Annotated in this window: 22 protein-coding genes and 1 pseudogene; 17 read left to right on the top strand and 6 right to left on the bottom strand. The window is 73.8% G+C overall.

What is annotated here, in order from left to right; all coding sequences use genetic code 11:
- Window positions 1–130 precede the first annotated feature (130 nt).
- The 13 genes from ABTY20_RS30950 (at window position 131) to ABTY20_RS30890 (ending at window position 13,390) form a co-directional block, all read left to right on the top strand.
- A complete protein-coding gene (locus ABTY20_RS30950) occupies window positions 131–1,600 on the top strand; it encodes an MFS transporter (protein WP_352000456.1) in 1,470 nt (489 codons plus the stop codon).
- 17 nt (window positions 1,601–1,617) lie between these two features.
- Window positions 1,618–2,031, top strand: a complete 414-nt coding sequence (locus ABTY20_RS30945; RefSeq protein ID WP_352000455.1) for a DUF3151 domain-containing protein — start codon at window positions 1,618–1,620, stop codon at window positions 2,029–2,031.
- A gap of 150 nt (window positions 2,032–2,181) precedes the next feature.
- Window positions 2,182–3,012, top strand: a complete 831-nt coding sequence (locus ABTY20_RS30940; protein WP_352000454.1) for a tryptophan 2,3-dioxygenase family protein — start codon at window positions 2,182–2,184, stop codon at window positions 3,010–3,012.
- Window positions 3,005–4,207, top strand: coding sequence for a kynureninase (gene kynU, locus ABTY20_RS30935; RefSeq protein WP_352000453.1), 1,203 nt, complete (start codon window positions 3,005–3,007; stop codon window positions 4,205–4,207). The genes ABTY20_RS30940 and kynU overlap by 8 nt, the downstream gene beginning before the upstream one ends.
- A 160-nt stretch (window positions 4,208–4,367) precedes the next feature.
- Window positions 4,368–5,237: an alpha/beta hydrolase gene (locus ABTY20_RS30930; protein ID WP_352000452.1), complete on the top strand. Its 870-nt coding sequence runs from the start codon at window positions 4,368–4,370 to the stop codon at window positions 5,235–5,237.
- 154 nt (window positions 5,238–5,391) lie between these two features.
- The gene (locus ABTY20_RS30925; RefSeq protein WP_352000451.1) at window positions 5,392–6,390 is read left to right on the top strand and encodes an alpha/beta hydrolase; all 999 of its coding nucleotides are present in this window, start codon (window positions 5,392–5,394) and stop codon (window positions 6,388–6,390) included.
- Window positions 6,387–7,574, top strand: a complete 1,188-nt coding sequence (locus ABTY20_RS30920; protein ID WP_352000450.1) for an acyltransferase family protein — start codon at window positions 6,387–6,389, stop codon at window positions 7,572–7,574. Before ABTY20_RS30925 ends, ABTY20_RS30920 begins: the two co-directional genes overlap by 4 nt.
- Entirely contained in the window at window positions 7,567–8,886 is a 1,320-nt protein-coding gene (locus ABTY20_RS30915) for a sensor histidine kinase (protein ID WP_352000449.1), read from the top strand. Before ABTY20_RS30920 ends, ABTY20_RS30915 begins: the two co-directional genes overlap by 8 nt.
- Window positions 8,883–9,545 (top strand): response regulator, encoded by a 663-nt coding sequence (locus ABTY20_RS30910; protein ID WP_352000448.1) that lies wholly within the window; start codon window positions 8,883–8,885, stop codon window positions 9,543–9,545. Before ABTY20_RS30915 ends, ABTY20_RS30910 begins: the two co-directional genes overlap by 4 nt.
- A gap of 111 nt (window positions 9,546–9,656) precedes the next feature.
- The gene (locus tag ABTY20_RS30905; protein WP_352000447.1) at window positions 9,657–11,021 is read left to right on the top strand and encodes a sensor histidine kinase; all 1,365 of its coding nucleotides are present in this window, start codon (window positions 9,657–9,659) and stop codon (window positions 11,019–11,021) included.
- Window positions 11,018–11,683, top strand: coding sequence for a response regulator (locus ABTY20_RS30900; RefSeq protein ID WP_352000446.1), 666 nt, complete (start codon window positions 11,018–11,020; stop codon window positions 11,681–11,683). Before ABTY20_RS30905 ends, ABTY20_RS30900 begins: the two co-directional genes overlap by 4 nt.
- Before the next feature lie 39 nt (window positions 11,684–11,722).
- Complete coding sequence (locus ABTY20_RS30895) at window positions 11,723–12,943, top strand: cytochrome P450 (RefSeq protein WP_352000445.1); 1,221 nt, start codon at window positions 11,723–11,725, stop codon at window positions 12,941–12,943.
- A gap of 174 nt (window positions 12,944–13,117) precedes the next feature.
- Entirely contained in the window at window positions 13,118–13,390 is a 273-nt protein-coding gene (locus tag ABTY20_RS30890) for a hypothetical protein (protein ID WP_352000444.1), read from the top strand.
- 9 nt (window positions 13,391–13,399) lie between these two features.
- Here the strand turns inward: ABTY20_RS30890 and ABTY20_RS30885 are convergent, their stop codons facing one another.
- Window positions 13,400–15,001: an ABC transporter permease gene (locus ABTY20_RS30885; RefSeq protein WP_352000443.1), complete on the bottom strand. Its 1,602-nt coding sequence runs from the start codon at window positions 14,999–15,001 to the stop codon at window positions 13,400–13,402.
- Window positions 14,998–15,894 carry an ABC transporter ATP-binding protein gene (locus ABTY20_RS30880; RefSeq protein ID WP_352000442.1) on the bottom strand — a complete coding sequence of 299 codons (897 nt, stop codon included), beginning with the start codon at window positions 15,892–15,894 and terminating at the stop codon, window positions 14,998–15,000. The genes ABTY20_RS30885 and ABTY20_RS30880 overlap by 4 nt, the downstream gene beginning before the upstream one ends.
- A gap of 104 nt (window positions 15,895–15,998) precedes the next feature.
- Between ABTY20_RS30880 and ABTY20_RS30875 the strand changes: the two genes are divergently transcribed.
- Both ABTY20_RS30875 and ABTY20_RS30870 read left to right on the top strand, forming a co-directional pair.
- Window positions 15,999–16,499: a GbsR/MarR family transcriptional regulator gene (locus ABTY20_RS30875; protein WP_352000441.1), complete on the top strand. Its 501-nt coding sequence runs from the start codon at window positions 15,999–16,001 to the stop codon at window positions 16,497–16,499.
- A gap of 103 nt (window positions 16,500–16,602) precedes the next feature.
- The gene (locus tag ABTY20_RS30870) at window positions 16,603–16,773 is read left to right on the top strand and encodes a hypothetical protein (RefSeq protein WP_352000440.1); all 171 of its coding nucleotides are present in this window, start codon (window positions 16,603–16,605) and stop codon (window positions 16,771–16,773) included.
- 13 nt (window positions 16,774–16,786) lie between these two features.
- Here ABTY20_RS30870 and ABTY20_RS30865 read toward each other — a convergent pair whose 3' ends face one another.
- A complete protein-coding gene (locus ABTY20_RS30865; protein WP_352000439.1) occupies window positions 16,787–17,650 on the bottom strand; it encodes a diacylglycerol kinase family protein in 864 nt (287 codons plus the stop codon).
- A gap of 186 nt (window positions 17,651–17,836) precedes the next feature.
- On the opposite strand from ABTY20_RS30865, the gene ABTY20_RS30860 reads away from it, so the two are divergent.
- The gene (locus ABTY20_RS30860) at window positions 17,837–19,120 is read left to right on the top strand and encodes an adenylosuccinate synthase (protein ID WP_352000438.1); all 1,284 of its coding nucleotides are present in this window, start codon (window positions 17,837–17,839) and stop codon (window positions 19,118–19,120) included.
- A gap of 136 nt (window positions 19,121–19,256) precedes the next feature.
- Here ABTY20_RS30860 and ABTY20_RS30855 read toward each other — a convergent pair whose 3' ends face one another.
- The 3 genes from ABTY20_RS30855 to ABTY20_RS30845 all read right to left on the bottom strand — a co-directional run bounded on the left by ABTY20_RS30855 (window position 19,257) and on the right by ABTY20_RS30845 (window position 22,229).
- Window positions 19,257–19,907: a putative DNA-mimic protein gene (locus tag ABTY20_RS30855; RefSeq protein WP_352000437.1), complete on the bottom strand. Its 651-nt coding sequence runs from the start codon at window positions 19,905–19,907 to the stop codon at window positions 19,257–19,259.
- Window positions 19,908–19,945: 38 nt separating this feature from the next.
- Window positions 19,946–20,725 (bottom strand): GntR family transcriptional regulator, encoded by a 780-nt coding sequence (locus ABTY20_RS30850; protein ID WP_352000436.1) that lies wholly within the window; start codon window positions 20,723–20,725, stop codon window positions 19,946–19,948.
- Between the two features lie 148 nt (window positions 20,726–20,873).
- Entirely contained in the window at window positions 20,874–22,229 is a 1,356-nt protein-coding gene (locus tag ABTY20_RS30845) for an aspartate aminotransferase family protein (RefSeq protein WP_352000435.1), read from the bottom strand.
- A 344-nt stretch (window positions 22,230–22,573) separates the two neighbouring features.
- On the opposite strand from ABTY20_RS30845, the pseudogene ABTY20_RS30840 reads away from it, so the two are divergent.
- Window positions 22,574–23,365, top strand: a pseudogene (locus ABTY20_RS30840) (serine/threonine-protein kinase); the annotation flags it as partial.
- Between the last annotated feature and the right edge of the window lie 95 nt (window positions 23,366–23,460).

Here is a 23,460-nt window from a genome sequence, read left to right as displayed (position 1 = left end):
TCGACACCCTCCCCAAACGACATCGGCTCCCAAGACCACAACCGGGTCTTGGGAGCCGACGTCACGCGAGGGCCCGAATTAACCAACAGCATCCGCTCGCGGTGCCGGGCCCCTTCCGTATGCTCGCCGCATGCCCGACGTCCGGCTGTCCACCCCGCGGGGCACGTGGACCCTGTTCACCACGGTCCTCGGGTCCGGCATGGTCCTGCTCGACTCCACCGTGGTCAACGTCGCCCTCCCGCACATCGGCCGCGACCTCGACGCCGACCTCGCCGTCCTGCAGTGGACCGTCAACGCCTACATGGTGACGCTGGCCGGGCTGATCCTGCTCGGCGGGGCGCTGGGCGACCGGTTCGGGCGGCGCAGGGTGTTCGTCGTGGGCGTGCTGTGGTTCGCCGGGGCCTCCCTGCTGTGCGGGATCGCCCCGGACGCGGGGACCCTCGTCGCCGCCCGCGCGCTCCAGGGCGTCGGCGGGGCGCTGCTCACCCCCGGTTCGCTCGCCCTCATCCAGGCCTCCTTCCACCCCGACGACCGGGGGCGCGCGGTCGGCCTGTGGTCCGGCTTCGGCGGCGTCGGCGCGGCCGTCGGTCCGTTCGTCGGCGGCTGGCTGGTGGACGGGCCCGGCTGGCGCTGGGTGTTCCTGATCAACGTTCCCCCGGCCCTGCTGTGCGCCCTCGTCGCCGTGCGGCACGTGCCGGAGTCGTCGGGCGGGAAGGCCGAGGGCCGCTTCGACGTGCTCGGCGCCGCGCTCGGCGCGATCGCCCTCGCGCTGGTGACGTACGCGCTGATCGAGGCCGACGCGGGGTCCTCGCCGGCCGCGGTCTGCGCCGTCGGGGGAGTGGCCGCCGCGGTCGCCTTCGTCCTCGTCGAGAAGCGCCGCCCGCACCCGATGCTGCCGCTGGACGTCTTCGCCTCCCGCCAGTTCTCGGCGGTCAACCTGGTCACGCTGTGCGTGTACGCCGCCTTCGGCGGCTTCTTCTTCCTCGCCGCGCTCCAGCTCCAGGTCGTCGTCGGGTACTCCGCGCTCACCGCCGGCACGGCCCTGCTGCCCACCACCGCGCTGATGCTGCTGCTCTCCGCCCGCTCCGGCGCCCTCGGCGACCGCATCGGCCCGCGCATCCCGCTGACCGTCGGACCGCTGCTGTGCGCCGCCGGGATGCTGCTGATGCTGCGCGTCGGCCCGGACGCCTCCTACGCCACCGAGGTGCTGCCCGCGCTGCTGGTGCTCGGCCTCGGCATGGTCACCCTGGTGGCGCCGCTGACCGCGACGGTCCTCGCCTCCGTGGACACCGAGCGGGCGGGCCTGGCCAGCGGCGTCAACAACGCCGCCGCCCGCGCGGCCGGCCTGGTCGCGGTGGCCGCGCTGCCGCTGCTCGCCGGGATGGGCCCGGAGGCGTACCGGCTCCCCGACGCCTTCGACGACGCGTTCCGGCGGGCGATGGTGCTGTGCGCGGGCGTCCTGGTGCTGGGCTCCGCCCTCGCCTTCGCGACCGTGCGCCGCCCGGCGCCCGACTGCGCGCACCCCGAGTGCCACACCCACGGCAGCGTGGCGGTGCCCCCGCTGGAGGCGGGGGAGGAGGGCGGGAGTCCGCCCCGCTGATGTACGAGACTGGACCCATGTCCATTCACGAGAACCTCCTCGGGGGTCCGCCCCCGACCCACCTCCCCGACGACCCGGGCCCGCGCGAGCTGCTCGCGTCCGGCACCACGCCCGCCGACGTCGCCGCGCAGTACCCCACCTCCTCGCTGGCCTGGGCCCGGCTGGCCGACGAGGCCTTCGAGCGGGGCGGCGTCGTGGAGTCGTACGCGTACGCCCGCACGGGCTACCACCGCGGACTGGACGCGCTGCGCCGCAACGGCTGGAAGGGCCACGGCCCGGTGCCGTGGGAGCACGAGCCGAACCGCGGCTTCCTGCGCGCCCTGCACGCCCTCGCCCGCGCCGCGCAGGCGATCGGCGAGCAGGAGGAGTACGAGCGCTGCGCGCAGTTCCTGAAGGACTCCTCGCCGACGGCGGCCCAGGTCCTCGGCTGACCCGTGTGACGTCTCCGGGGCCCGCCTGTGAGCAGGCGGGCCTTGCGGTCGTGGGGGACGATTGCGCAGGATGCACCGTGGGGACCGGGGCCCCCGTGCCGGTAACGGCAGGGGCGGACCGCTACCCGGAGTACACAGCAGGAGACAGCGATGTCCCACGAGGCTCACGAGCCCGAGACCCCGCATCTCGACTTCGGGGGCACGACCCCCTACGAGGACTACGTCAAGGCCGATGTCCTCACCCATCTGCAGCACACCCTCTCCGACGATCCCGGAGAGATGGTCTTCCTGGTGACCACCCAGGTCATGGAGCTGTGGTTCACCGTCATCGTCCACGAGTGGGAGACCGCGGCGAAGGCGCTGCGCCAGGACGACGTCCCGGCCGCGATCGACGCGCTGAAGCGGTCCGTACGGGAACTGGAGGCGCTGAACGCCTCCTGGAGGCCGCTGAGCGGGCTCACCCCGGCGCAGTTCAACTCCTACCGCGGCGCCCTCGGCGAGGGCTCCGGCTTCCAGTCGGCGATGTACCGGCGCCTGGAGTTCCTGCTCGGCGACAAGTCCGCGTCCATGCTGGTCCCGCACCGGGGCACCCCGCGCGTGCACGCCGAGCTGGAGAAGGCGCTGCACGAGCCGAGCCTGTACGACGAGGTGCTGCGGCTGCTCGCCCGGCGCGGGCACGCGGTCCCGGACGAGGTGCTGCGGCGCGACGTGTCACGGAAGTACGAGCCCTCGGCCGCGGTGGAGGCCGTCTGGACGGCCGTCTACGCGGGCGACGAGCGGGACGAGGCGGCCCGCCTCGGCGAGGCGCTGACCGACGTCGCCGAACTGGTGTGGCGCTGGCGCAACGACCACCTGGTCGCCACCCGCCGCGCGATGGGCGCCAAGGCCGGCACGGGCGGCTCCGCCGGGGTGGCCTGGCTGGAGAAGCGGGCGCAGAAGAGCGTGTTCCCCGAGCTGTGGACGGCGCGGTCCCATGTCTGAGCTCACGACGAGGGCGGAGAAGCTGGACGCCTCCGACGAACTGGTCGCCAAGCGTGCCGAGTTCGTGCTGGACGACGTCGTCTACCTGGACGGCAACTCGCTGGGCGCGCTGCCCGCGGCGGTCTCCGGCCGCATCGAGGACGTGGTGCGCCGGCAGTGGGGCGAGCTGCGCATCCGGTCCTGGACCGAGGGCGGCTGGTGGACGGCGCCGGAACGGATCGGCGACCGGATCGCGCCGCTGGTCGGCGCGGCGCCCGGACAGGTCGTGGTCGGCGACTCGACGAGCGTCAACGTCTTCAAGGCGCTGGTGGGCGCGGTGCGCCTGGCGCGCCCGGCGGACGCCGGGGGGCCCGGGCGGGACGAGATCGTGGTCGACGCGACCACCTTCCCCACGGACGGCTACATCGCCGGGTCGGCGGCCCGGATGACCGGCTGCACACTGCGTCCGGTGGCCCCGTCCGAGGTTCCGGACGCGCTCGGGGACCGTACGGCCGCCGTGCTGCTCAACCACGTCGACTACCGCACCGGCCGGCTGCACGACCTGCCGTCGCTGACGGCCGCCGTGCACGCGGCGGGGGCGGCGGTGGTCTGGGACCTGTGCCACAGCGCGGGCGCGCTGCCGGTGGACCTGGACGAGCACGGCGTGGACCTGGCGGTCGGCTGCACCTACAAGTACCTGAACGGCGGCCCCGGTGCGCCGGCGTTCCTGTACGTGCGCGCGGATCTGCAGGACCGCTTCGACTCGCCGCTGCCCGGCTGGAACTCCCACGCGGAGCCCTTCGGCATGCGGGCGCAGTACGCGCCGGCGGCGGGCGCGGTGCGCGGCCGGGTCGGCACCCCGGACATCCTCTCCATGCTCGCCCTGGAGGCGGCCCTCGAGGTCTGGGACGGGGTGACGGTCGACGCGGTGCGGGCCAAGTCCCTCGCGCTGACCGACTTCTTCCTGGAGTGCGTCGAGGAGTACGTGCCCGAGGGCCGGGTGGAGTGCGTGACGCCGCGTGCGCACGGGGAGCGGGGCAGCCAGATCGCCCTGCGCTGTCCGGACGCCGGGGACGTGATGGAGCGGCTGATCGAGCGGGGGGTGGTCGGTGACTTCCGCCGGCCGGACGTGCTCCGCTTCGGCTTCACCCCGCTGTACGTCGGCTTCGCGGACGTGGAGCGGGCGGCGCGGGTGCTGGCGGAGGTGCTGGCGTAGGGGGGCGGGGCGGCACCGTCGTGCGGGGCCGCCCCCCAGCCCGCTGACCGGGCGTGACATCCCCATGTCGGGGCGGGTGGGCGTGCTGGTACCGTCCCGGCCGAACGGCCGCGTTCCCGTCGGACCGTCACCCGTGTTCTGTCGCTGAGAGGTTGGAGCAATGACGGACGACTCCGCAGCCGCCCGGTCCGCCGCCGAGGAGGAGTCGGCCTTCTCCCATCCGCCCGTGGCCCCCGACGCCACGGCGGCCTACGGCGACGACCCGGACCAGCTGATCGACTTCTACGCGCCGCGCGGGGAGGGCGGGCCCGCGCCCCTCGTGGTCGTCCTGCACGGGGGCGCCTGGCGCGCGCCGCACGACCGGCGGCACATCAGCCCGTTCGCGGCCTTCCTGGCCGGGCGGGGCTTCGCCGTGGCCAGCGTCGAGTACCGGCGCGGGGCGGGGGAGCCGGCCGGTGGCGGTCCGGTCGCGGGACGGTGGCCCGACACCTTCGACGACGTCGCCGCCGCGGTGGACGCGCTGCCGGGGCTGATACGGGAGCGCGTGCCGCGGGCCGACCTGCGGCGGATCGTGCTCACCGGGCACTCGGCGGGCGGGCACCTGGCGTTGTGGGCCGCCGCGCGGCACGTCCTGCCGGCGGGTTCCCCCTGGCGCACGGACGAGCCCGCGCCGCTGCGCGGTGTGGTCGCCCTCGCGCCGATCGCGGACCTCGAGGTCGCCGACAAACTGGACGTGTGCGGGGGCGCGGCGCGGCAACTGCTCGGCGGCGACGACCACTTCGCCGAGCGCCGGCCGCACGCCGACCCCGGGCTGCTGCTGCCCACCGGGATCGCCACCACCCTGGTGCAGGGGCGCACCGACACCGTGGTCCCGCAGGCGGTCGCCGAGTCGTACGCGGAGGCGGCGGCGAAGGCGGGGGAGGTGGTGGGGGTGACGTCGCTGGAGGACGTGGGGCACTTCCCGCTGATCGATCCGAGGGCGGACGCGTGCGCGGTGGTGGCGGAGGAGATCGCTCAACTCGCCTGGTGAGCGGTGGCTTCGGGCGGGTGCCCGGTCATACCCGTAGTACCTGAGAGCTACCCCGCGGGTGAGTCCTCCGGCGGGACGCGGGTTACCCGTGCGGCTCCGTAACTTCCCTTTCCAGTAAGCCCGGTGGGCGGGCGGAGGGGGAGGTGCGGCCAGCATGGTGCGCGAGCACGAGGGGTGCGCGGTGTCGGGGCGGGCCGGGCGCGGGGACGGCGGTGCGGCTGCCCGCGGTTCGCGGTGGTGGCGTGGGGTGCTTGCGTTGCTCGTGGCCTGTGCGGTGGTCGTGCCGCTGGTCGGGGCGGCTCGGGCGCGGGTGCCCGCGCCGGGGCCCGCGGTACTCGCGGAGCCTTCCGCGGCGACCCTCGGCGCGATCTACGCCGCCAACCGGGCCAACGCCCTGGAGGCGGCCCGGATGGCCGACGCGTACGGGGACCGGCGGCGGGCCGGCGCCGACCGGGCTCTGGCCGGGCGGCAGCTGCTGTACTTCGACGGGCGTGGACCCGGCCTGGTCACCGAGGTGCTCGGGGACCTCGCGCACGCCGACCGCGTCGCCGTCCTCGTCCCCGGCTCGGACACCGGCATCGACACCTACGGCCGGTTCCGCGCCACCGCCCTCGCCCTGCACGAGCGGCTCGGTACGCGTGCCGCGGTCGTGGCCTGGCTCGGCTACGAGACCCCCGCCACCGTCGGCACCGCCGTCGCCACCACCGACCGGGCGGAGGACGCCGCACCCGGACTGCGGGAGGCGGTGGACGACCTGCGGGCCGTCGCCGGACCGCGCGCCCGGGTCTCCCTCCTCTGCCACTCCTACGGCTCCGTCGTCTGCGCCGAGGCCGCCGACGGACTCGACGCCGACGACATCGCCCTCCTCGGCAGCCCCGGCACCGGCGCCGACACCGCCGCCGCCCTGCACACCCGGGCCCGGATCTGGGCGGCCCGGGGCGCCGGCGACTGGATCGGCAACGTCCCCCACGTCAGCGTCGACCTCCTCGGCACCACCGTCGGCTTCGGCACCGACCCCGTCTCCCCGGCGTTCGGCGCCCGGGTCTTCGCGGCCGGCGACGGCGGCCACAGCGACTACTTCGCCCCCGGCTCCCCCGCCCTGGCCAACCTCACCCGGATCGTCCTCGGCCAGACCTCGGCGGTGACCTCGTGAGCCGCCTCGCCGCCGCGGTGCGCGACGTCGCCGGCCGCGTCGGCGCGGCCACCCCGGACCACCGCGACCGTGCCGTGGACGCCCTGCGCGCCGGCGCCGTCCTCGGGGTCGTCCTCGGCCACTGGCTGGTCACCGCCCTCGTCGCGGACGGCAGCACCCTGCGCACCGCCAGCCCGCTCCAGCACCTGCCGTGGCTGGCGCCGGTGTCCTGGGCGTTCCAGACCCTCGCCGTGTTCTTCCTGGTCGGCGGGCACGTGGCGACCCGCGGGTACGCCTCGTCCCGCGCCCGCGGCATCCCGTACCGCCGCTGGCTGCGCGACCGGCTGGCCCGGCTGTTCAAGCCGGTCGCCGCCGTCCTCGTCCTGTGGACGGCCGTCACCGCCGTACTGCTGCTCTCCGGGGCCGAGTACGCGACCGTCCGCACGCTGGTGAAGCTGGCGCTGTCGCCGCTGTGGTTCCTGCTGGTCTTCGCCGCCCTCACCGCCGCGACCCCGCTCGTCGCCCGGCTCCACCCGCTGTGGCCGCTCGCCGTCGTCCTCCACGTCGACCTGCTCCGCTTCGGCCTCGGCGCCCCCGACCGGCTCGGCTGGCTGAACCTGGCGGCCGGCTGGCTGGTGCCGTACGCCCTGGGCGCGGCCTGGACGCGCGGCGAGCTGGAGCGCCGCCGGTCCGGCTGGTTCCTCCTGCTCTCCGGTACGGCCGCCACGGCCGCGCTCGTCGCCTGGGCCGGCTACCCGGCGTCGATGGTCGGCGTCCCGGGCGCCGGGGTGTCCAACCTCAACCCGCCGACGCTGGCCGCCGTCACCTTCGGCCTCGCCCAGTGCGGGCTGGCGCTGCTGCTGCGGGACCGGCTGCGCACGGCGATGCGGCGTCCCGTCGCGTGGGCGGCGGTGGCGCTGGTCAACCTCTCCGCGATGACGGTCTTCCTCTGGCACCAGACCGCCCTGATGGCGACCACCGCCACCGGTCTCCTCGCCGGCCGCCTCCCCGGTCTGCACACCGTCCCCGACGGCCTCGGCTGGGTCGTCGCCCGGCTGGCCTGGCTGCCGGTGTTCGTCCTGGTCCTCGCCGTGTGCCGGTCCGCGTTCCGGTCGTGGGAGCGGGGCGGGGGCGGGCGGCGGCGCGGACGGTCCCGGGTGGTCCGCGCCCACCGGCCGGTGACGGAGGACGTCCGGCATGTCTAGGGTGAGCGGCGTGACGGACAAGGGAGCGGGGCTCGTCCGGCGGTGGCCGGGCGTGCTGCGGGACGACCTGCTGACGGTCCGTGCGGACCCGTTGCCGCCGTCCAGGTGGCTGCGCTGGGTGCCGCACGGGGTCGTGTGGCTGGCCGCGTTCGGTGTCTTCCTCGGTGACCTGACCCAGCTGAACGACCACGGAGGACTGGAACCCGGGCTCGCCCTGCTGATCGCGCTCGGGCAGAGCACCGCGATGGTGCTCGCGCTGCGGCAGCCGGTGCCGGCGTGGTGGCTGTCCCTCGGGGCCACGGTGCTCGGCGCGCTGGTGGTGCGCGCCCGGATGGAACCCGGCGACTACGCGTTCACCTGGCCCTGGACCGCGGCCGGGCTGATCGCCCACCTGCTCGTCCTGCTGCTGCTCGCCCTGCGGGTCCGCACCCGCGTCTCGGTCGAGGTCCTGGCCCTGACCTCCCTGATCACCTACGTCCTCCAGGGGCTGCTGGGCGGGCGGAACTACCAGCCCACCGGCCAGACCGCCGTCCCCCTGTTCATCGTCGCCGTCGTCCTCGGCGCCGCCCTGCGCGGCCGCCGCGAGGCCCGCGTCGAACTCGGCAGGCAGACCGTCCTCACCGCCGAGGAACGCGCCCGCCGCACCCTCCTGGAGGAACGCAGCCGGATCGCGCGCGAGTTGCACGACGTGGTCGCCCACCACATGTCGGTCATCTCCATCCAGGCGCAGGTCGCCCCGCACCTGGTCCAGGACCCGCCCGACGAGCTGAGGGAGAACCTCGCCGGCATCCGCCAGAACGCCGTCGAGGCGCTGACCGAACTGCGCCGCGTCCTCGACGTGCTGCGCTCCGAGCACCCCGCCCCCGGCGAGCGCGCGGACGCCCCGCAGCCCACCCTCGACCGGCTCGGATCGCTGGTGGAGAACACCCGCGCCGCCGGACTGACCGTGACCACCGAGATCACCGGTGAGCGGCGTCCGCTGCCGTCCGGGGTGGAGCTGTCGGCGTACCGGATCGTGCAGGAGGCGCTGAGCAACGTGCTGCGCCACGCACCCGGCGCGACCGCCCACGTCACCCTGGCCTACGATCCGCGGGGGCTGCGGGTGACGGTCGTCAACACCGGCCCGACCCGGGAGGCGCCGCCGTCCGCCGGCGCCGGGCACGGACTGCTCGGCATGCGGGAACGGGCCGTCATGCTGGGCGGCAGGCTGACGGCCGGCCCCTGGGCCGGGAAGGGCTACAAGGTCGACGCCTACCTCCCGGCCCCCGCCCCGCCCGCCACCGGACCCCCTCCCCAGGACGGCACCGCATGATCCGCGTACTGATCGCCGACGACCAGCAGATGGTCCGGCAGGGCTTCACCGTGCTGCTGAACACGCAGCCCGACATCGAGGTCGTCGGCCAGGCGGTGAACGGGGTGGACGCGGTCGCGCAGGTCGCCGAACTCGCCCCGGACGTCGTCCTGATGGACATCCGCATGCCCGAACTCGGCGGCATCGAGGCCACCGCCCTCATCACCGGCGCCACCCCGCACATCAGGGTCCTCGTCCTGACCACCTTCGACCTCGACGAGTACGTGTACGAGGCGCTGCGCGCCGGAGCCTCCGGCTTCCTGCTGAAGGACGCCTCCGCCGACCAGCTCGCCGAGGCGGTCCGGGTGGTGGCGGCCGGGGACGCCCTGCTCGCGCCCGGCGTCACCCGCCGGCTGATCGCCGAGTTCTCCCGGCTGGACGCCCGCCCCCGCAGCCCCCTCAAGCAGCGCGTGGGGGACCTCACCGGACGCGAGACGGAGGTGCTCGCGCTGATCGCGCAGGGCCTGTCCAACGCGGAGATAGCGGCACGTCTGGTGGTGGCCGAGCAGACCGTGAAGACGCACGTCGGCCGCATCCTGGTGAAGCTGGGCCTGCGGGACCGCACCCAGGCGGCGGTGTTCGCGTACGAGTCGGGGCTGGTCCGCCCCTCGGGATACTGACCCGGGCAGGGGGAGCAGCCCGCCGTGACCCGCGTAGTACCTGAGACGGACGCCCCGGAACCCCTCTCAGCGGGGACGACCGCGCTCACCCGGTCGGCCTACCGTGTGAGCGTGACCGAGACGACTCACCAGCAGCCCCCGGCCGCCCCGCGCGGCGCCGGGGCCGGGACCCGCAGCCCCGAGTACCAGGTGGCCCGGAACGTCCTGCGCGGGCTGCGCCGGGACCTGTTCCGCGACCCCTTCGCCTACCGCCCGCTGCCGCCCCGGCCCGCGGACGGCCCCCTCGTCCGCCGGCTGCCCGCCCGGCTGCGGTCGGCCGCGCGGCACCTCCCGCACGCGGTGGTGGGGGCGCTGGCGCTGATCGCCCTGATGGTCGGCACGCTGTCGAGCGGGCTGCCCGGCGGGGACGTGATGGCCCTGTTGATCGGCCTGCTGTGCGCGCTCCCGGTGCTCACCACGCTGGTCCGGCCGGTCGGCGCGTTCTGGCTGTCCCTGGCGGTGACCCCGGTGGTCGCGCTGGTCAAGAGCGGTCAGGGCGACTGGCCGTGGATGCCCGGCGCGTTCGTCGGCCACCTGGCGGTGCTGGTCGTCGTGGCGCTGCGCACCCGGCCCCGCACCGCCGCCTGGATGTGGGTCCTGACCGGCGTGTACGCCTTCCTCTCGGACGGCGTCCTCGGCGGGTCGTACTACTCCACGAACAGCGCGCCCATGATGGTGACGTCCGCGTTCGCCCTGCTCGTGGTCTCCCTGTGGCACGTCCGCCGCACCGCCCAGCAGGAGGTGACCGCCCAGCAGACGGTCACCGCGCACGAACGCTCCCGGCGCACGGCGCTGGAGGAGCGCACCACCATCGCCCGCGAGCTGCACGACGTGGTCGCCCACCACATGTCGGTGGTCGCCATCCAGGCCGAGGCCGCGCCCTACCGGGTGGAGAACCCGCCGCCGGAGCTGGAGCGCGCCTTCGCCACCATCCGGGAGAACGCGGTGGCCGCCCTCGCCGAACTGCGCCGCATCCTGGGCGTGGTCCGCGCCGAGGACTACGAGGCCCCGGACGCCCCGCAGCCCACCCTCGCCGACCTGGACGCCCTGCTCGTCAACGTGCGCGGCGCCGGGCTCACGGTGGAGAAGGTGGTGACCGGCGCGGTGCGGGAGCTGCCGCAGGGCGTGGAGCTGTCGGCGTACCGGATCGTGCAGGAGGCGCTGAGCAACAGCCTGCGGCACGCGCCCGGCGCGAGCGCCCGCGTCGAGATCGGGTACGTCCTCGGCGGGCTCGGCATCCGCGTGGTCAACGGCCCGGCGCCCCGGCCCAGCCTGGTCAAGCCCGCCCCTCACACGGGAGCCGGCCACGGCCTCACCGGCATGCGCGAGCGGGTCACCATGCTGAGCGGCGAGATGACGGCGGGACCGACGGACGACGGAGGCTACGAGGTCGCCGTCTTCCTGCCGGTCGCCACGGTGAACGAGGGGGACGCATGACCATCCGTGTGCTGATCGCGGACGACCAGATGATGGTGCGCGAGGGCTTCTCGGTCCTGCTGGGCGCGATGCCCGACATCGAGGTCGTCGGCGAGGCCGTCAACGGCCGCCAGGCGGTGGAGCGGGTCCGCGAGCTCGCCCCCGACGTCGTCCTCATGGACATCCGCATGCCCGAGATGAACGGCATCGAGGCGACGCGGGAGATCGTCGCCGCCGACGGCACGGCGAAGGTGCTGGTGCTCACCACCTTCGACCTCGACGAGTACGTCTACCAGGCGCTGCGCGCGGGCGCCTCCGGCTTCCTCCTCAAGGACGCCTCCGCCCGCCGGCTCGCCGAGGGGGTGCGGGTCGTCGCGGCGGGGGAGGCGCTGCTCGCCCCCACGGTGACCAAACGGCTGATCACCGAGTTCTCCAAGCTGTCCGAGGGCCCGCGGCCGATGTCGTCCGCGCAGGCGGCGTACGGGGAGCTGACCGAGCGGGAGACGGAGGTGCTGGTGCTGATCGCGCAGGGCCTGTCGAACGCGGAGATCGCCGGGCGGCTGGTGGTCGCCGAGTCCACGATCAAGACGCACGTCAGCCGCATCCTGGTGAAGCTGGGCCTGCGCGACCGCACCCAGGCGGCGGTGTTCGCCTACGAGGCGCGGCTGGTCACCCCCGGCTGACCCTGGTCAGGGCGCGGGGCACCGGGCTACGGTCCGTCCATGGCAGCCCTTCCCCGTCCCGCGTTCGACCCGTGGGACCCCGCGTTCGTCGCCGACCCGTACCCCGCCTACGCCGAGCTGCGGGAACAGGGCCGGGTGCGGTACTTCGAGCCGACGGACCAGTGGCTGGTCGCGCACCACGCGGACGTCTCGGCGCTGCTGCGCGACCGGCGCCTGGGACGGGCCTACCGGCACCGCTTCACCCACGAGGAGTTCGGCCGCACCGCCCCGCCGCCGGAGCACGAGCCGTTCCACACCCTCAACGACCACGGCATGCTCGACCTCGAACCGCCGGACCACACCCGCATCCGCCGCCTGGTGTCGAAGGCGTTCACCCCGCGCACGGTGGAACGCCTCGGGCCGTACGTCCGGCGGCTCGCGGACGACCTGGTGTCCGCCCTGGTCGAGGCGGGCGGCGGCGACCTGCTCACCGACGTCGCCGAGCCGCTGCCGGTCGCGGTGATCGCCGAGATGCTGGGCATCCCGGAGTCCGACCGGGCCCCGCTGCGCCCCTGGTCGGCGGAGATCTGCGGGATGTACGAGCTGAATCCGACGCAGGAGACGGCGGCGAGGGCGGTCCGGGCGTCGGTCGAGTTCTCCGACTACCTGCGCGGTCTGATCGCCGAGCGCCGCGAGAATCCCGGCGACGACCTGATCTCGGGCCTGATCGCCGCCCACGACGAGGGCGACCGGCTCACCGAGCAGGAGATGGTCTCCACCTGCGTGCTGCTGCTCAACGCCGGCCACGAGGCCACCGTGAACTCCACGGTCAACGGCTGGTGGGCCCTGTTCCGCCACCCGGACCAGCTCGCCGCCCTGCGCGCCGACCACTCCCTGGTCCCCACGGCGGTCGAGGAGCTGATGCGCTACGACACCCCGCTCCAGCTCTTCGAACGCTGGGTCCTCGACGAGATCGAGATCGACGGGCAGGTGATCCCGCGGGGCGCGGAGATCGCGATGCTCTTCGGCTCCGCCAACCACGACCCCGCGGTCTTCGCCGACCCGGAACGCCTCGACCTCACCCGCCGCGACAACCCGCACATCTCCTTCAGCGCCGGCATCCACTACTGCATCGGCGCCCCGCTGGCCCGCATCGAGCTGGCGGCCTCGATGACGGCCCTGCTGGAGAAGGCGCCGACGCTGCGGCTCGCGGCGGAGCCGAGGAGGAAGCCGAACTTCGTGATCAGAGGGCTGGAAGGGCTGGCCGTGGAGGTGGGGTGATCACCCGTTCGGATGATCACTGGCCGGCTTCCGGTGAGGGACGTGGACGGCTCGTCAAGCTGGTGTCCGCCTGCGGAGGATCTGCGAGCTGAAACCAGAAAAGAAAGGGGTGGGCCGGATGATTCGGACGTACAAGTTCCTCATGCGGCCCACGGTCCATCAGGCGATCGCACTGTGCGAGATGCTGGCCGACCACTGCTCCCTCGGCGCCGCAAGGCCGTGGAAGCCGTGGCCCGGCTGCACCGCAAGGTCCGCCGTCAGCGTCTGGACCACGCGCACAAGACCGCGCTCGACCGCGACCGTCGCTCGATTCTTGTGCACAGTGACCCGCACCCAGTGGCCGGCTGCCAGAACCTCCAGAAGCGCCAGCTGGGCGACAGGGTCGTGCTTCCCGAGCCCGTCGGCATCGAATTCGACACCGAGGAGTTCAAGCCGTACATGGCCTGACGGCCCCCGTCAGGCCGTCATGTCCCGGCGTCGCAGCCCGGCCAGCCCCGCCGCCACCAGGGCCGCCGCGAGGGCCGTGAGGACCAGCACCGGGGTCCACTCCATCCCCCCGCCCGGCAGCTTCGGCAGATGACCGAAGGGCGACAGGTCCAGCACCGCCCGCGGCACGTCCAGCGCCGGACCGACCCAGCCGATCAGCAGTGCCGCACCGGCCACGCCCCACGCCGCCGTCGCCGCCCGGGGCAGCAGCCCGTACAGCAGGACCGCGAGTCCGCCGACCACCCACACCGCCGGAACCTGCGCCAGACACGCGCCCAGGAGCGCGCCAGCCCGCTCACCATGACCGAGGGCGAGGCCCGCCCCCGCGAGCAGCATCAGCCCCACCGCCCCGCCGAACGCCACCACCAGGTGCCCGGCCGCCCACCGCAGCCGTCCGACCGCGCCCGCGAGGACCGGTTCGGCCCGCCCCGAGGTCTCCTCGCCGTGCAGCCGCAGCACCGACGCCACGACGTACAGGCCGGCCACCAGCCCGAGGATCCCGGCCATCGCCGCGAGGAACGCCTCCGTCAGCCCGGACTGCCCGCCCATCCGCCGGAAGACCTCCCGGGCGCCCTCGTTGTCGCCGACCAGCTCGGCCGCCCCCTCGGCCATCCCGCCGTAGACCAGCCCCGCCAGCAGGAACCCGACGCTCCAGCCGAACACACCGCCCCGCTGCAACCGCCAGGCCAGCGCCGCCGCACCACCCAGCCTCCCGGCGGCCGGCCCCGGGCGGCTCGGCAGGAAGCTCATGCCGAGGTCCCGGCGCCCGGCGAGCGCGTACGCCACCGCTCCCTGGACCAGTACCGCGCCCGCGAACAGCCCCAGCACCCACCACCGTTCACCGGCGTAGGCCCGCAGGTTCGTCAGCCAGCCGAGCGGTGACGCCCACGTCAGCGGCGACGAGCCGTCGTCCGTCACCGAGTCGCCGGCCGCCCGCAGCACGAACGCCGCCCCGAGCAGCGCCGCCGTCAGCCCCCGTGCGAGCCGCGCGCTCTCCGTCAGCTGGGCCACGACCGCCGCCATGGTCGCGAACACCATGCCCACGCCCGCGATCCCGAGCCCGAACGCCAGCGCGCCCGCCGTGCCCTGACCGGCCAGCCCGGCCGTCACCAGCAGCGCCAGCGCCCCGTTCGCGACGGCCGCCGCGAGCAGCGCCGCCGTCAGCGGGGCCCTGCGGCCCACCATTCCGGACGCCACCATCTCCTGACGCCCGCTCTCCTCCTCGTCCCTGGTGTGCCGCACGACGACCAGCAGGCCGACCACGGCGGCCAGCGCCCCCGCGTACACCCCGACCCGCCAGGCGGTCAGCGCGCCGAGCGAATCGCCGAAGACCGGGCCGACCATGGCGCGCAGCGAGGAGTTGCCGGCCATCTGGGAGATCAGGTCCGCGCGCTCGGCAGGAGTGCCGTACAGGCCCTTGAGCGTGTGCGGCATCGACAGCACCATCAGCGCGTTCACCGCGACCCACACCGGGATCATCACCCGGTCCCGGCGCAACGCGAAGCGCAACAGGGTTCCGGTGCCCGCGAGTCGGCGGGAGCTCGTCGGCCGTACGGCGAAGGCTGCGCTCATCGGGTGGTCACCTCGTCCTGGTAGTGCCGCAGGAAGAGTTCCTCCAGCGTCGGCGGGGTGGACGTCAGCGACCGCACGCCCGACTCGCTCAGCGCACGCAGCACCGCGTCGAGCTTGTCGGTGTCGACCTGGAGCCGGACCCTGTGCCCCCGTACGTCGAGGTCGTGCACGCCGGGCAGTCCGGCGAGCCCGTTCGGCGGGCCGACGAGTTCGGCGCTGACGCTGGTCCGGGTCAGGTGCCGCAGCTCGGCGAGCGAACCGCTCTCCACCGTCCGGCCCTTGCGGATGATGCTGACCCTGTCGCACAGCTCCTCCACCTCGCTGAGGACGTGCGAGGACAGCAGCACGGTCCGCCCGCGCTCCCGCTCCTCGGCGACACAGCGCTGGAAGACCTCCTCCATCAGCGGGTCCAGGCCGGACGTCGGCTCGTCCAGGATCAGCAGGTCGACGTCGGAGGCGAACGCGGCGACCAGGGCGACCTTCTGCCGGTTGCCCTTGGAGTACGTGCGGCCCTTCTTCGTGGGGTCCAGCTCGAACCGCTCGACCAGCTCGGTGCGGCGGCGCGGGTCCAGGCCCCCGCGCAGCCTTCCGTACAGGTCGATGACCTCGCCGCCGGAGAGGTTGCGCCACAGTGTCACGTCACCGGGGACGTAGGCGATGCGGCGGTGGATCTCCACGGCGTCCGTCCACGGGTCCCGGCCGAGCACCCGCGCCGCGCCGGAGTCGGCGCGCAGCAGGCCGAGCAGGACGCGGATGGTGGTGGACTTCCCGGAGCCGTTGGGGCCGAGGAAGCCGTGGACCTCGCCCGTCCCGACGCTCAGGTCGAGACCGTCCAGCGCGTGGGTCCGGCCGAACGACTTGTGCAGACCGGACACGGTGATGGCCTTCGTCATGCTCAGGAACGTACGCTTCTTTCAGAAACTTGTGAAGTTAAGGAAGCGTATAAACCTGCGACTAGACTGATCCGCGGTGTCTGAGCAGGGGAGATGATCGGATCATGGCGGAATCGAGCGGAACGGGCCGGGACCCGGAGGCGGTCTCCCGGTTCGTGGAGCACTTCGCCGCGCAACTGGTGGAAGCCGGGATGACGCGCATGCCCGCCCGAGTCTTCGCGGCCCTGCTCGCCTCCGACACCGGCGTCCTGACCTCCGCCGAGCTGGGCGAACAGCTCAGGGTCTCACCGGCCGCGGTGTCCGGCGCGGTGCGTTACCTGTCCCAGGTGCGCATGGTGTCGCGCGAGCGTGAGCCCGGCTCGCGCCGGGAGCGGTACCGGGTCCACGGCGACCAGTGGTACGAGGCCCTGACCAACCGCGAGACCGTCCTCAGGCGCTGGGAGGACGCCCTCCGGGAAGGTGTCGGCAGTCTGGGCGCGGACACCCCGGCGGGCCGCCGGCTGACGGAGACGCTGGCCTTCTTCGAGTTCGTCGAGAAGGAGGTCGAGGCGATGATGGAGCGTTGGCGGACGCATCGGGAGGAGCGGTTCGGCGGGAGTGACTGACCCGCCACGCCGAGTGGTGGCCGGTCCGCCTCAAGGGGAGGGCGCATCATGACGGTCACGGCAGAGCGACCGGCGACGAACGGCACCGAGCACGGAAAGTCGGGTGTCCCCGCCCCTGCTCCTCCTCGGCATGCAGGAGGAGCAGGCCACGGTTCTCCCGGTGCCCTCCGCCAACGGCTACGGGGCCCGCTGCACCAGGCCGTCCGGTGAGAAGCTGCCGATTCCCGCCCCGTTCGACGGCATCCTGGACATGACCGGGTTCAAGACTCCCTGACCCGGCGCGTCCGCTACCGCGCCGGCAGCGTCAGCCGCCACGCGCCCTCCCGCACCACCCACGTCCGTGTCCGCACCGGTCCCGACACCACCGCGTCCGCCCGGTAGCGGAAGTGCGCGCCCGACACGGTCACCGTGCGGGCCTCCGCGAGCAGCGGGGTCGCCTCCGCGCCCACCGACACCGGACGCACCTCCACCCGGGCCGTTCCGGAGACGTCGGGGGTGACCGAGACGGACTCCACCGGCTGGTGCAGGTCGACGAGGGTCGACCCGTCGACCTCCACCCGCAGCCGCGCCGGTCCCGCCTCGGGGTCGGGGACGGCCCGGGGCGGCCGGGCGGGCGCCAGCGTGTGCATGAGGGACCGGCAGGTCCGCAGCCAGGGGCGTCCCGCCCCCTCGCGCGCCCGGGTGACGCCTCCGACCGGAGGGATCCGCAGCGTGCCGAGCACCACCCCGTCGCTGTCGTCCACCAGCAGGTCCATCCGCCGCTCCGCCCCGTCCAGCACGGCCCGCGCCGCCGCCACCGCCCCCGTGGGCACCCCCAGCGACCGGGCGAGGGAGACCGCGCCCCCCACCGGCACCAGGGACAGGGCGCAGTCGGCCAGCTCCCGCCGCCGGTGCAGCAGCGTCACCGCCCGCACCAGGGCCCGGTCGTCACCGACCACCACCGGCCGCCGCGACCCGCGCCGGGCCAGCGCCCGCGCGAACTCCTCCGGACCGTCCGGCAGACACACCTTCGTGCTCGCCGCACCCGCGCCGATCACGTCCTTCGCGATCCGGACGGACTCGCCGTCCGCCCGCCGGGCGACCGGATCGACGACCACCAGGAGCTGATCGGACGTCGCGGAGAAGATCCTGGAAGTCGCCACCTCGGCCATGCCTCGCTTCCTCGGGTAGCATCTTTGTGCAAGAGCCCCTTGCGCTATTGCGCCAGGGGCTTCGTCTATTCCGGGGCATCCGGGTCCGACGGTTGACGGCCAACGGTGGTCGCGGTGCACGCGGCGGTGATCCTCCGCGCGCGCCCCTGACCTTGGACATGCCCCGCCCGGAAGGGGTGTACGCGCGTGCCCGCACTTGTGCTGCTCGGTGCTCAGTGGGGTGACGAAGGCAAGGGAAAGGCGACGGACCTGCTCGGTGGTTCCGTCGATTATGTGGTGCGCTACCAGGGCGGCAACAACGCCGGCCACACGGTAGTCGTGGGTGACCAGAAGTACGCCCTCCACCTGCTCCCTTCCGGAATCCTGTCCCCCGGCTGCACGCCGGTCATCGGCAACGGCGTCGTCGTCGACCCGTCGGTCCTGCTCTCCGAGCTGAGCGGTCTGAACGAGCGCGGCGTCGACACGTCCAAGCTCCTGATCAGCGGAAACGCGCACATCATCACGTCGTACAACGTGACGGTGGACAAGGTGAGCGAGCGCTTCCTCGGCAAGCGCAAGATCGGCACCACGGGCCGGGGCATCGGCCCGACCTACGCCGACAAGATCAACCGCGTCGGCATCCGCGTCCAGGACCTGTACGACGAGTCGATCCTCACCCAGAAGGTCGAAGCGGCCCTCGACGTCAAGAACCAGATGCTCACCAAGTTCTACAACCGGCGCGCGATCGCCGTGGAGCAGGTGGTCGAGGAGCTGCTGGGCTACGCGGAGAAGCTCGCCCCGTACGTCGCCGACACGGTGCTGGTGCTGAACCAGGCGCTGGAGCAGGACAAGGTGGTCCTCTTCGAGGGCGGCCAGGGCACGCTGCTCGACATCGACCACGGCACGTACCCCTTCGTCACCTCGTCCAACCCGACCGCGGGCGGCGCCTGCACGGGCGCCGGCGTGGGACCGACGAAGATCAGCCGGGTCATCGGCATCCTCAAGGCGTACACGACCCGCGTCGGCGCGGGACCGTTCCCGACGGAGCTGTTCGACGAGGACGGCGAGGCGCTGCGCCGCATCGGCGGCGAGCGCGGCGTCACCACCGGCCGTGACCGCCGCTGCGGCTGGTTCGACGCGGTGATCGCCCGCTACGCCACCCGCGTCAACGGCCTCACCGACTTCTTCCTCACCAAGCTCGACGTCCTCACCGGCTGGGAGCAGATCCCGGTCTGCGTGGCCTACGAGATCGACGGCAAGCGCGTCGAGGAGCTGCCGTACTCGCAGACCGACTTCCACCACGCGAAGCCGGTCTACGAGATGCTGCCGGGCTGGAGCGAGGACATCAGCAAGGCGAAGTCCTTCTCCGACCTGCCGAAGAACGCCCAGGCCTACGTCAAGGCCCTGGAGGAGATGTCCGGCGCCCCGATCTCCGCGATCGGCGTGGGCCCGGGCCGGGACGAGACGATCGAGATCAACTCGTTCCTGTAGAGCCACGCGCACCGGCCGCCGGCGCCCCTCACGGAGGGACGCCGGCGGTTCCGTCCCCGGAGGGACGCCGGGGCGGGGCGGCCCCCGCCAGGGACCGGACGAACCGGGGAAGGGGCGCTCCGAGCCGCGCCGGCGCTCAGCTGAAGACGATCATCGATCCCTGCGCCAGGCTCCGGGTCGCCGCCGCGTGCAGGCCCAGCCACACGTGGCGTTCACGGGCGAAGGGGCTGGGGTCGTACGGGGCCGGGACGGCCGGCTCCTCCAACTCGGTCGGGTGGCGCGGGGGTTCGGGCGCGGCCGGGGGGTTCATCGGGTCGATGCCGAGGGCCGGGGCGACCAGTTCCAGCTCCCGCAGCAGCGCGTGGGAGGAGCCCAGAGGGCCGCCGCCCGCGAGGAGTTCGTCGTTGGCGAGGGGGTGCGGGAAGTCGACGGGGACGTACGCGCCCGCGTGGTCGTAGTGCCAGACCAGGTGGGACTGCTGGGCCGTCGCCTCGAACATCTCCAGCAACTGCTCGTAGTCGCCGCCCAGTTCGTCCACCGGCGTGACCGGAAGCCCGCACACCTGGAGCAGGTGCGCCCGTCGCAGGAAGTGCAGCGCGTCGTAGTCGAAACCCGCGACCGGGGCCACCTCACCGGACAGTCCCGGCATGTACTGGTACACCGGCACCGGTGGCAGGCCGGCCTCGGCGAGCACCGCGTTGTACTGCGCGAGTTCCTCGGCGAACGGGTTGTCGGGCGTGTGGCACAGCACGTCGACGAGCGGTACCAGCCACAGGTCACAGGCCAAGGGGGGCTCCTCACACAGCACGGTCGTCGGGAGGGTGGTCACGGTCGGGGAAGCGTACCGGCGCCCGGTGCGGGCGGCTCCTCCCGTGCGGACCCCGGTGCAGGTCCCTTACCCATCCCGCCCTCCGTCAGCCCCTCCATGAGGGAGAGCGCGTGGGCGTCGTACGACTCGACGATCGCGCGGGCCGCGTCGATGTCACGGCGCGACAGGGCGTCGACCAGGCCGGTGTGGTCGGCCCACAGGCGTCCGCGCGGATCGGGCAGCCGCCGCAGACACTGCACCACGCACACCCAGGTCTGGACGCGCAGCCGGTGCAGGAAGTCGGTGAGGTACGGGTTGCCGAACACGGATCCGAGCTCGCGCCAGAAGCGCAGGTCGTAGCCGATCAGCACGGTGACCTCGCCGGAGAGGGCGGCCCGCTGCGCCTCCTCGCCGCGCCTGCGCACCCCGGCGAGGGCGGCGGCGATCCGGGGCTCGTCCGGCCGGAGATGGGACAGGTGGCCGCCGGTCAGCGCGTGGAACATGCCGTCGGTCACCAGGGCGCGGGCCTCGACCATGCCCCGGAAGTCGTCGACGGAGTACGCGTGGACCCGGAAGCCCCGGTGCTGGTCGGCGTCGAGCAGCTCCTGCGCCGACAGGTCGACCAGCGCCTCCCGGACGGGGGTCGCGGACACGCCGTACTGCTCGGCGATCTCCTTGACGGTGAACTCCTGCCCCGGCTGGAGCCGCCCGGCCAGCACCTCGTCACGGAGCGCGTCCGCGATCTGCTGCCGCAGGGTGCTGCGGGTCACGGCGCCGCTGCCGATGAAGCCGGGCATGGTCGGGGCGTCTCCCTCGTCGCGTTCGAACGGCGTGCCCGCGGATGTCCGCGGGCACGCCACCTTACGCGTTCGGACCGGCCCCGGGGTGTTCGAACGGGCGGCGCGGGGACCGCCCCGCGCCGCCCGTGCCGGTCCCCGGACGCGGTTACTCCACGTAGCCGTCCGCCACCGTCAGGGCCGCGTCCAGCGCCGCCAGCCCTTCCTTCAGCTCCGCCTCGCTCGCGGTGCACGGCGGCACCACGTGCGTGCGGTTCATGTTCACGAAGGGCCAGATGCCGGCCTCCTTCGCGGCGGCGGCGAAGGCCGCCATCGGGGCGTTCGCCTCACCGGTCGCGTTGTACGGCACCAGCGGCTCGCGGGTCTCCCGGTCGCGCACCAGTTCCAGCGCCCAGAACATGCCGGTCCCGCGGACCTCGCCGACGCTCGGGTGCCGCTCGGCCAGCTCCCGCAGCCCGGGGCCGACGACGGAGGCGCCGAGCGTCGCCGCGTTCTCCACGACGCCCTCCTCCTCCATCACACGGATCGTCGCGACGGCGGCCGCGCAGGCCAGCGGGTGCCCCGAGTAGGTCAGCCCACCCGGGTAGGGCCGCTTGCCGAACGTGTCGGCGATCGCCCCGGAGATCGCGACGCCGCCCAGCGGCACGTACCCGGAGTTCACGCCCTTCGCGAAGGTCATCAGGTCCGGGACGACGTCGTACAGGTCCGCCGCGAACCACGTGCCGGTCCGCCCGAACCCGGCCATGACCTCGTCGAGGACGAGCACGATCCCGTACGTGTCGCAGATCTCGCGCACGCCCGCGAGGTAACCGGCGGGCGGCGGCATGATGCCCGCCGTCCCCGGGATCGTCTCCAGGACGACCGCGGCGACGGTCGAGGGGCCCTCGAAGGCGATCGTCGTCTCCAGGTGCTCGAGCGCCCGCGCGCACTCCTGCTCCTCGGTCTCGGCGTAGAAGCGGGAGCGGTACAGGAACGGGGCCCAGAAGTGCACCACCCCGGCCGTGCCGCTGTCGGAGGCCCAGCGGCGCGGGTCACCGGTGACGTTGACCGCCTGCTGGGTGCCGCCGTGGTACGAGCGGTACGCGGAGAGCACCTTGGGGCGTCCGGTGTGCAGCCGCGCCATGCGCAGGGCGTGCTCCACGGCGTCGGCGCCGCCGTTGGTGAAGAAGATCTTGTCCAGGTCCCCCGGGGTCCGCTCGGCGATCAGCCGCGCCGCCTCCGACCGCGCCTCGACGGCGAACGCGGGCGCGAACGTCGTCATCCGCGCCGCCTGTTCCTGGATCGCGGCGACGACCTTCGGGTGCTGGTAGCCGATGTTGGTGTAGACGAGCCCGCTGGTGAAGTCGAGGTAGCGCCGGCCGTCGTAGTCCCAGAAGTACGACCCCCGCGCCCCGGCGACGGCGAGCGGGTCGATGAGCTCCTGCGCGGACCAGGAGTGGAACACGTGCGCACGGTCGGCGGCCTTGACGGCGGCACCGGCCTCGGGATTCGGCTGAGGGGTCATACGGGCGAGGGTAGGCCCGGGCGGCGGGCCGACGACATCGGCGGCCTGTCTGCGGTGGAGGGCTTTCCGCGACAGGGTGTCGATGGCGGCGGTGGACGGCGGACCGCCGCAGCGCCGCACTCCCGACCCGGCCGCGGCGGGGTGCGCGGCGGCCGGCGGAGGCGTACGGAGCGACGTGCGGGGAGGCGGAACCCGTCCGCGCGGTGGAGGCGTTGGAACGTCCGTCCGTGGTGCCGGACACCCTCGGACCGCCTGTTACGGAACCGTAGAGACCGCCCGGCTCACCGGGTACCGACCCCGCACTATCCTCGGGATGTTGCTCATTGGGGGGAGGCGGCGCGGCGATGGACAAGCTCGGGCCCGGGGATCCACAGGGGATCGGGGCGTACCGGCTGCTCGCGCGGCTCGGGGCCGGCGGCATGGGGCGGGTCTACCTCGCCCGCTCCGACCGGGGACGCACCGTCGCCGTGAAGCTGGTCCGCGAGGAGCTGGCGCGGCAGGAGGAGTTCCGGGCGCGCTTCCGCCAGGAGGTGCACGCCGCGCGGCAGGTCGGCGGCGACTGGACGGCGCCGGTCCTGGACGCGGACACCGAGGCGCCCGCGCCGTGGGTCGCCACCGGGTACGTGGCCGGGCCCAGCCTGCAGCAGGTGGTCGGACACGACCACGGGGCACTGCCCGAGCGGTCGGTGCGCATCCTCGCCGCGGGCCTCGCGCACGCGCTGAAGGACATCCACGCCGCCGGCATCGTGCACCGGGACCTCAAGCCGTCCAACGTGCTCGTCACCATCGACGGTCCGCGCGTCATCGACTTCGGCATCGCGCGGGCGCTGGAGACGGTGACCGACGGCGGGCTCACCCGCACCGGGGCGCTGGTCGGCTCGCCCGGCTTCATGGCGCCCGAGCAGGTGCGCGGCGACCGCGTCACACCGGCCTGCGACGTGTTCTGCCTCGGCTCGGTGCTCGCCTACGCCGCGACCGGCACGCTCCCGTTCGGCACCGCCGGCAGCGGCGTGCACGCGCTGATGTTCCGCATCGCCCAGGAGGAGCCCGACCTGGAGCGGGTGCCCGAGGGAATCGCCGACCTCGTGCGCGACTGCCTGCGCAAGGACCCGGCGGCGCGGCCCACCCTCGACCAATGTTTTTACTGTACCCTGTTTAGTGGGCTTGGCGGGAGTCTGCGCAAATAGGGAGATACCGGAAAACAGCATGGCAAATGCCACGAAAACTAATT

It is taken from the genome of Streptomyces sp. NPDC126497, from assembly GCF_040302425.1.
Classification (GTDB): Bacteria; Actinomycetota; Actinomycetes; order Streptomycetales; family Streptomycetaceae; genus Streptomyces.
Note: the sequence above shows the minus strand (reverse complement) of the source record. Positions and strands in the feature narration are given on the sequence as shown.

Bases quoted from the DNA above. Each gene is read 5' to 3' on its own strand.
- ABTY20_RS30845 (WP_352000435.1), bottom strand. From the start codon at position 22,229: ATGACCCCTCAGCCGAATCCCGAGGCCGGTGCCGCCGTCAAGGCCGCC.
- ABTY20_RS30880 (WP_352000442.1), bottom strand. From the start codon at position 15,894: ATGACGAAGGCCATCACCGTGTCCGGTCTGCACAAGTCGTTCGGCCGG.
- ABTY20_RS30940 (WP_352000454.1), top strand. From the start codon at position 2,182: ATGTCCCACGAGGCTCACGAGCCCGAGACCCCGCATCTCGACTTCGGG.
- ABTY20_RS30900 (WP_352000446.1), top strand. From the start codon at position 11,018: ATGACCATCCGTGTGCTGATCGCGGACGACCAGATGATGGTGCGCGAG.
- ABTY20_RS30875 (WP_352000441.1), top strand. From the start codon at position 15,999: ATGGCGGAATCGAGCGGAACGGGCCGGGACCCGGAGGCGGTCTCCCGG.
- kynU (WP_352000453.1), top strand. From the start codon at position 3,005: ATGTCTGAGCTCACGACGAGGGCGGAGAAGCTGGACGCCTCCGACGAA.
- ABTY20_RS30945 (WP_352000455.1), top strand. From the start codon at position 1,618: ATGTCCATTCACGAGAACCTCCTCGGGGGTCCGCCCCCGACCCACCTC.
- ABTY20_RS30930 (WP_352000452.1), top strand. From the start codon at position 4,368: ATGACGGACGACTCCGCAGCCGCCCGGTCCGCCGCCGAGGAGGAGTCG.
- ABTY20_RS30910 (WP_352000448.1), top strand. From the start codon at position 8,883: ATGATCCGCGTACTGATCGCCGACGACCAGCAGATGGTCCGGCAGGGC.
- ABTY20_RS30895 (WP_352000445.1), top strand. From the start codon at position 11,723: ATGGCAGCCCTTCCCCGTCCCGCGTTCGACCCGTGGGACCCCGCGTTC.
- ABTY20_RS30915 (WP_352000449.1), top strand. From the start codon at position 7,567: ATGTCTAGGGTGAGCGGCGTGACGGACAAGGGAGCGGGGCTCGTCCGG.
- ABTY20_RS30925 (WP_352000451.1), top strand. From the start codon at position 5,392: ATGGTGCGCGAGCACGAGGGGTGCGCGGTGTCGGGGCGGGCCGGGCGC.
- ABTY20_RS30865 (WP_352000439.1), bottom strand. From the start codon at position 17,650: ATGGCCGAGGTGGCGACTTCCAGGATCTTCTCCGCGACGTCCGATCAG.
- ABTY20_RS30950 (WP_352000456.1), top strand. From the start codon at position 131: ATGCCCGACGTCCGGCTGTCCACCCCGCGGGGCACGTGGACCCTGTTC.
- ABTY20_RS30885 (WP_352000443.1), bottom strand. From the start codon at position 15,001: ATGAGCGCAGCCTTCGCCGTACGGCCGACGAGCTCCCGCCGACTCGCG.
- ABTY20_RS30850 (WP_352000436.1), bottom strand. From the start codon at position 20,725: ATGCCCGGCTTCATCGGCAGCGGCGCCGTGACCCGCAGCACCCTGCGG.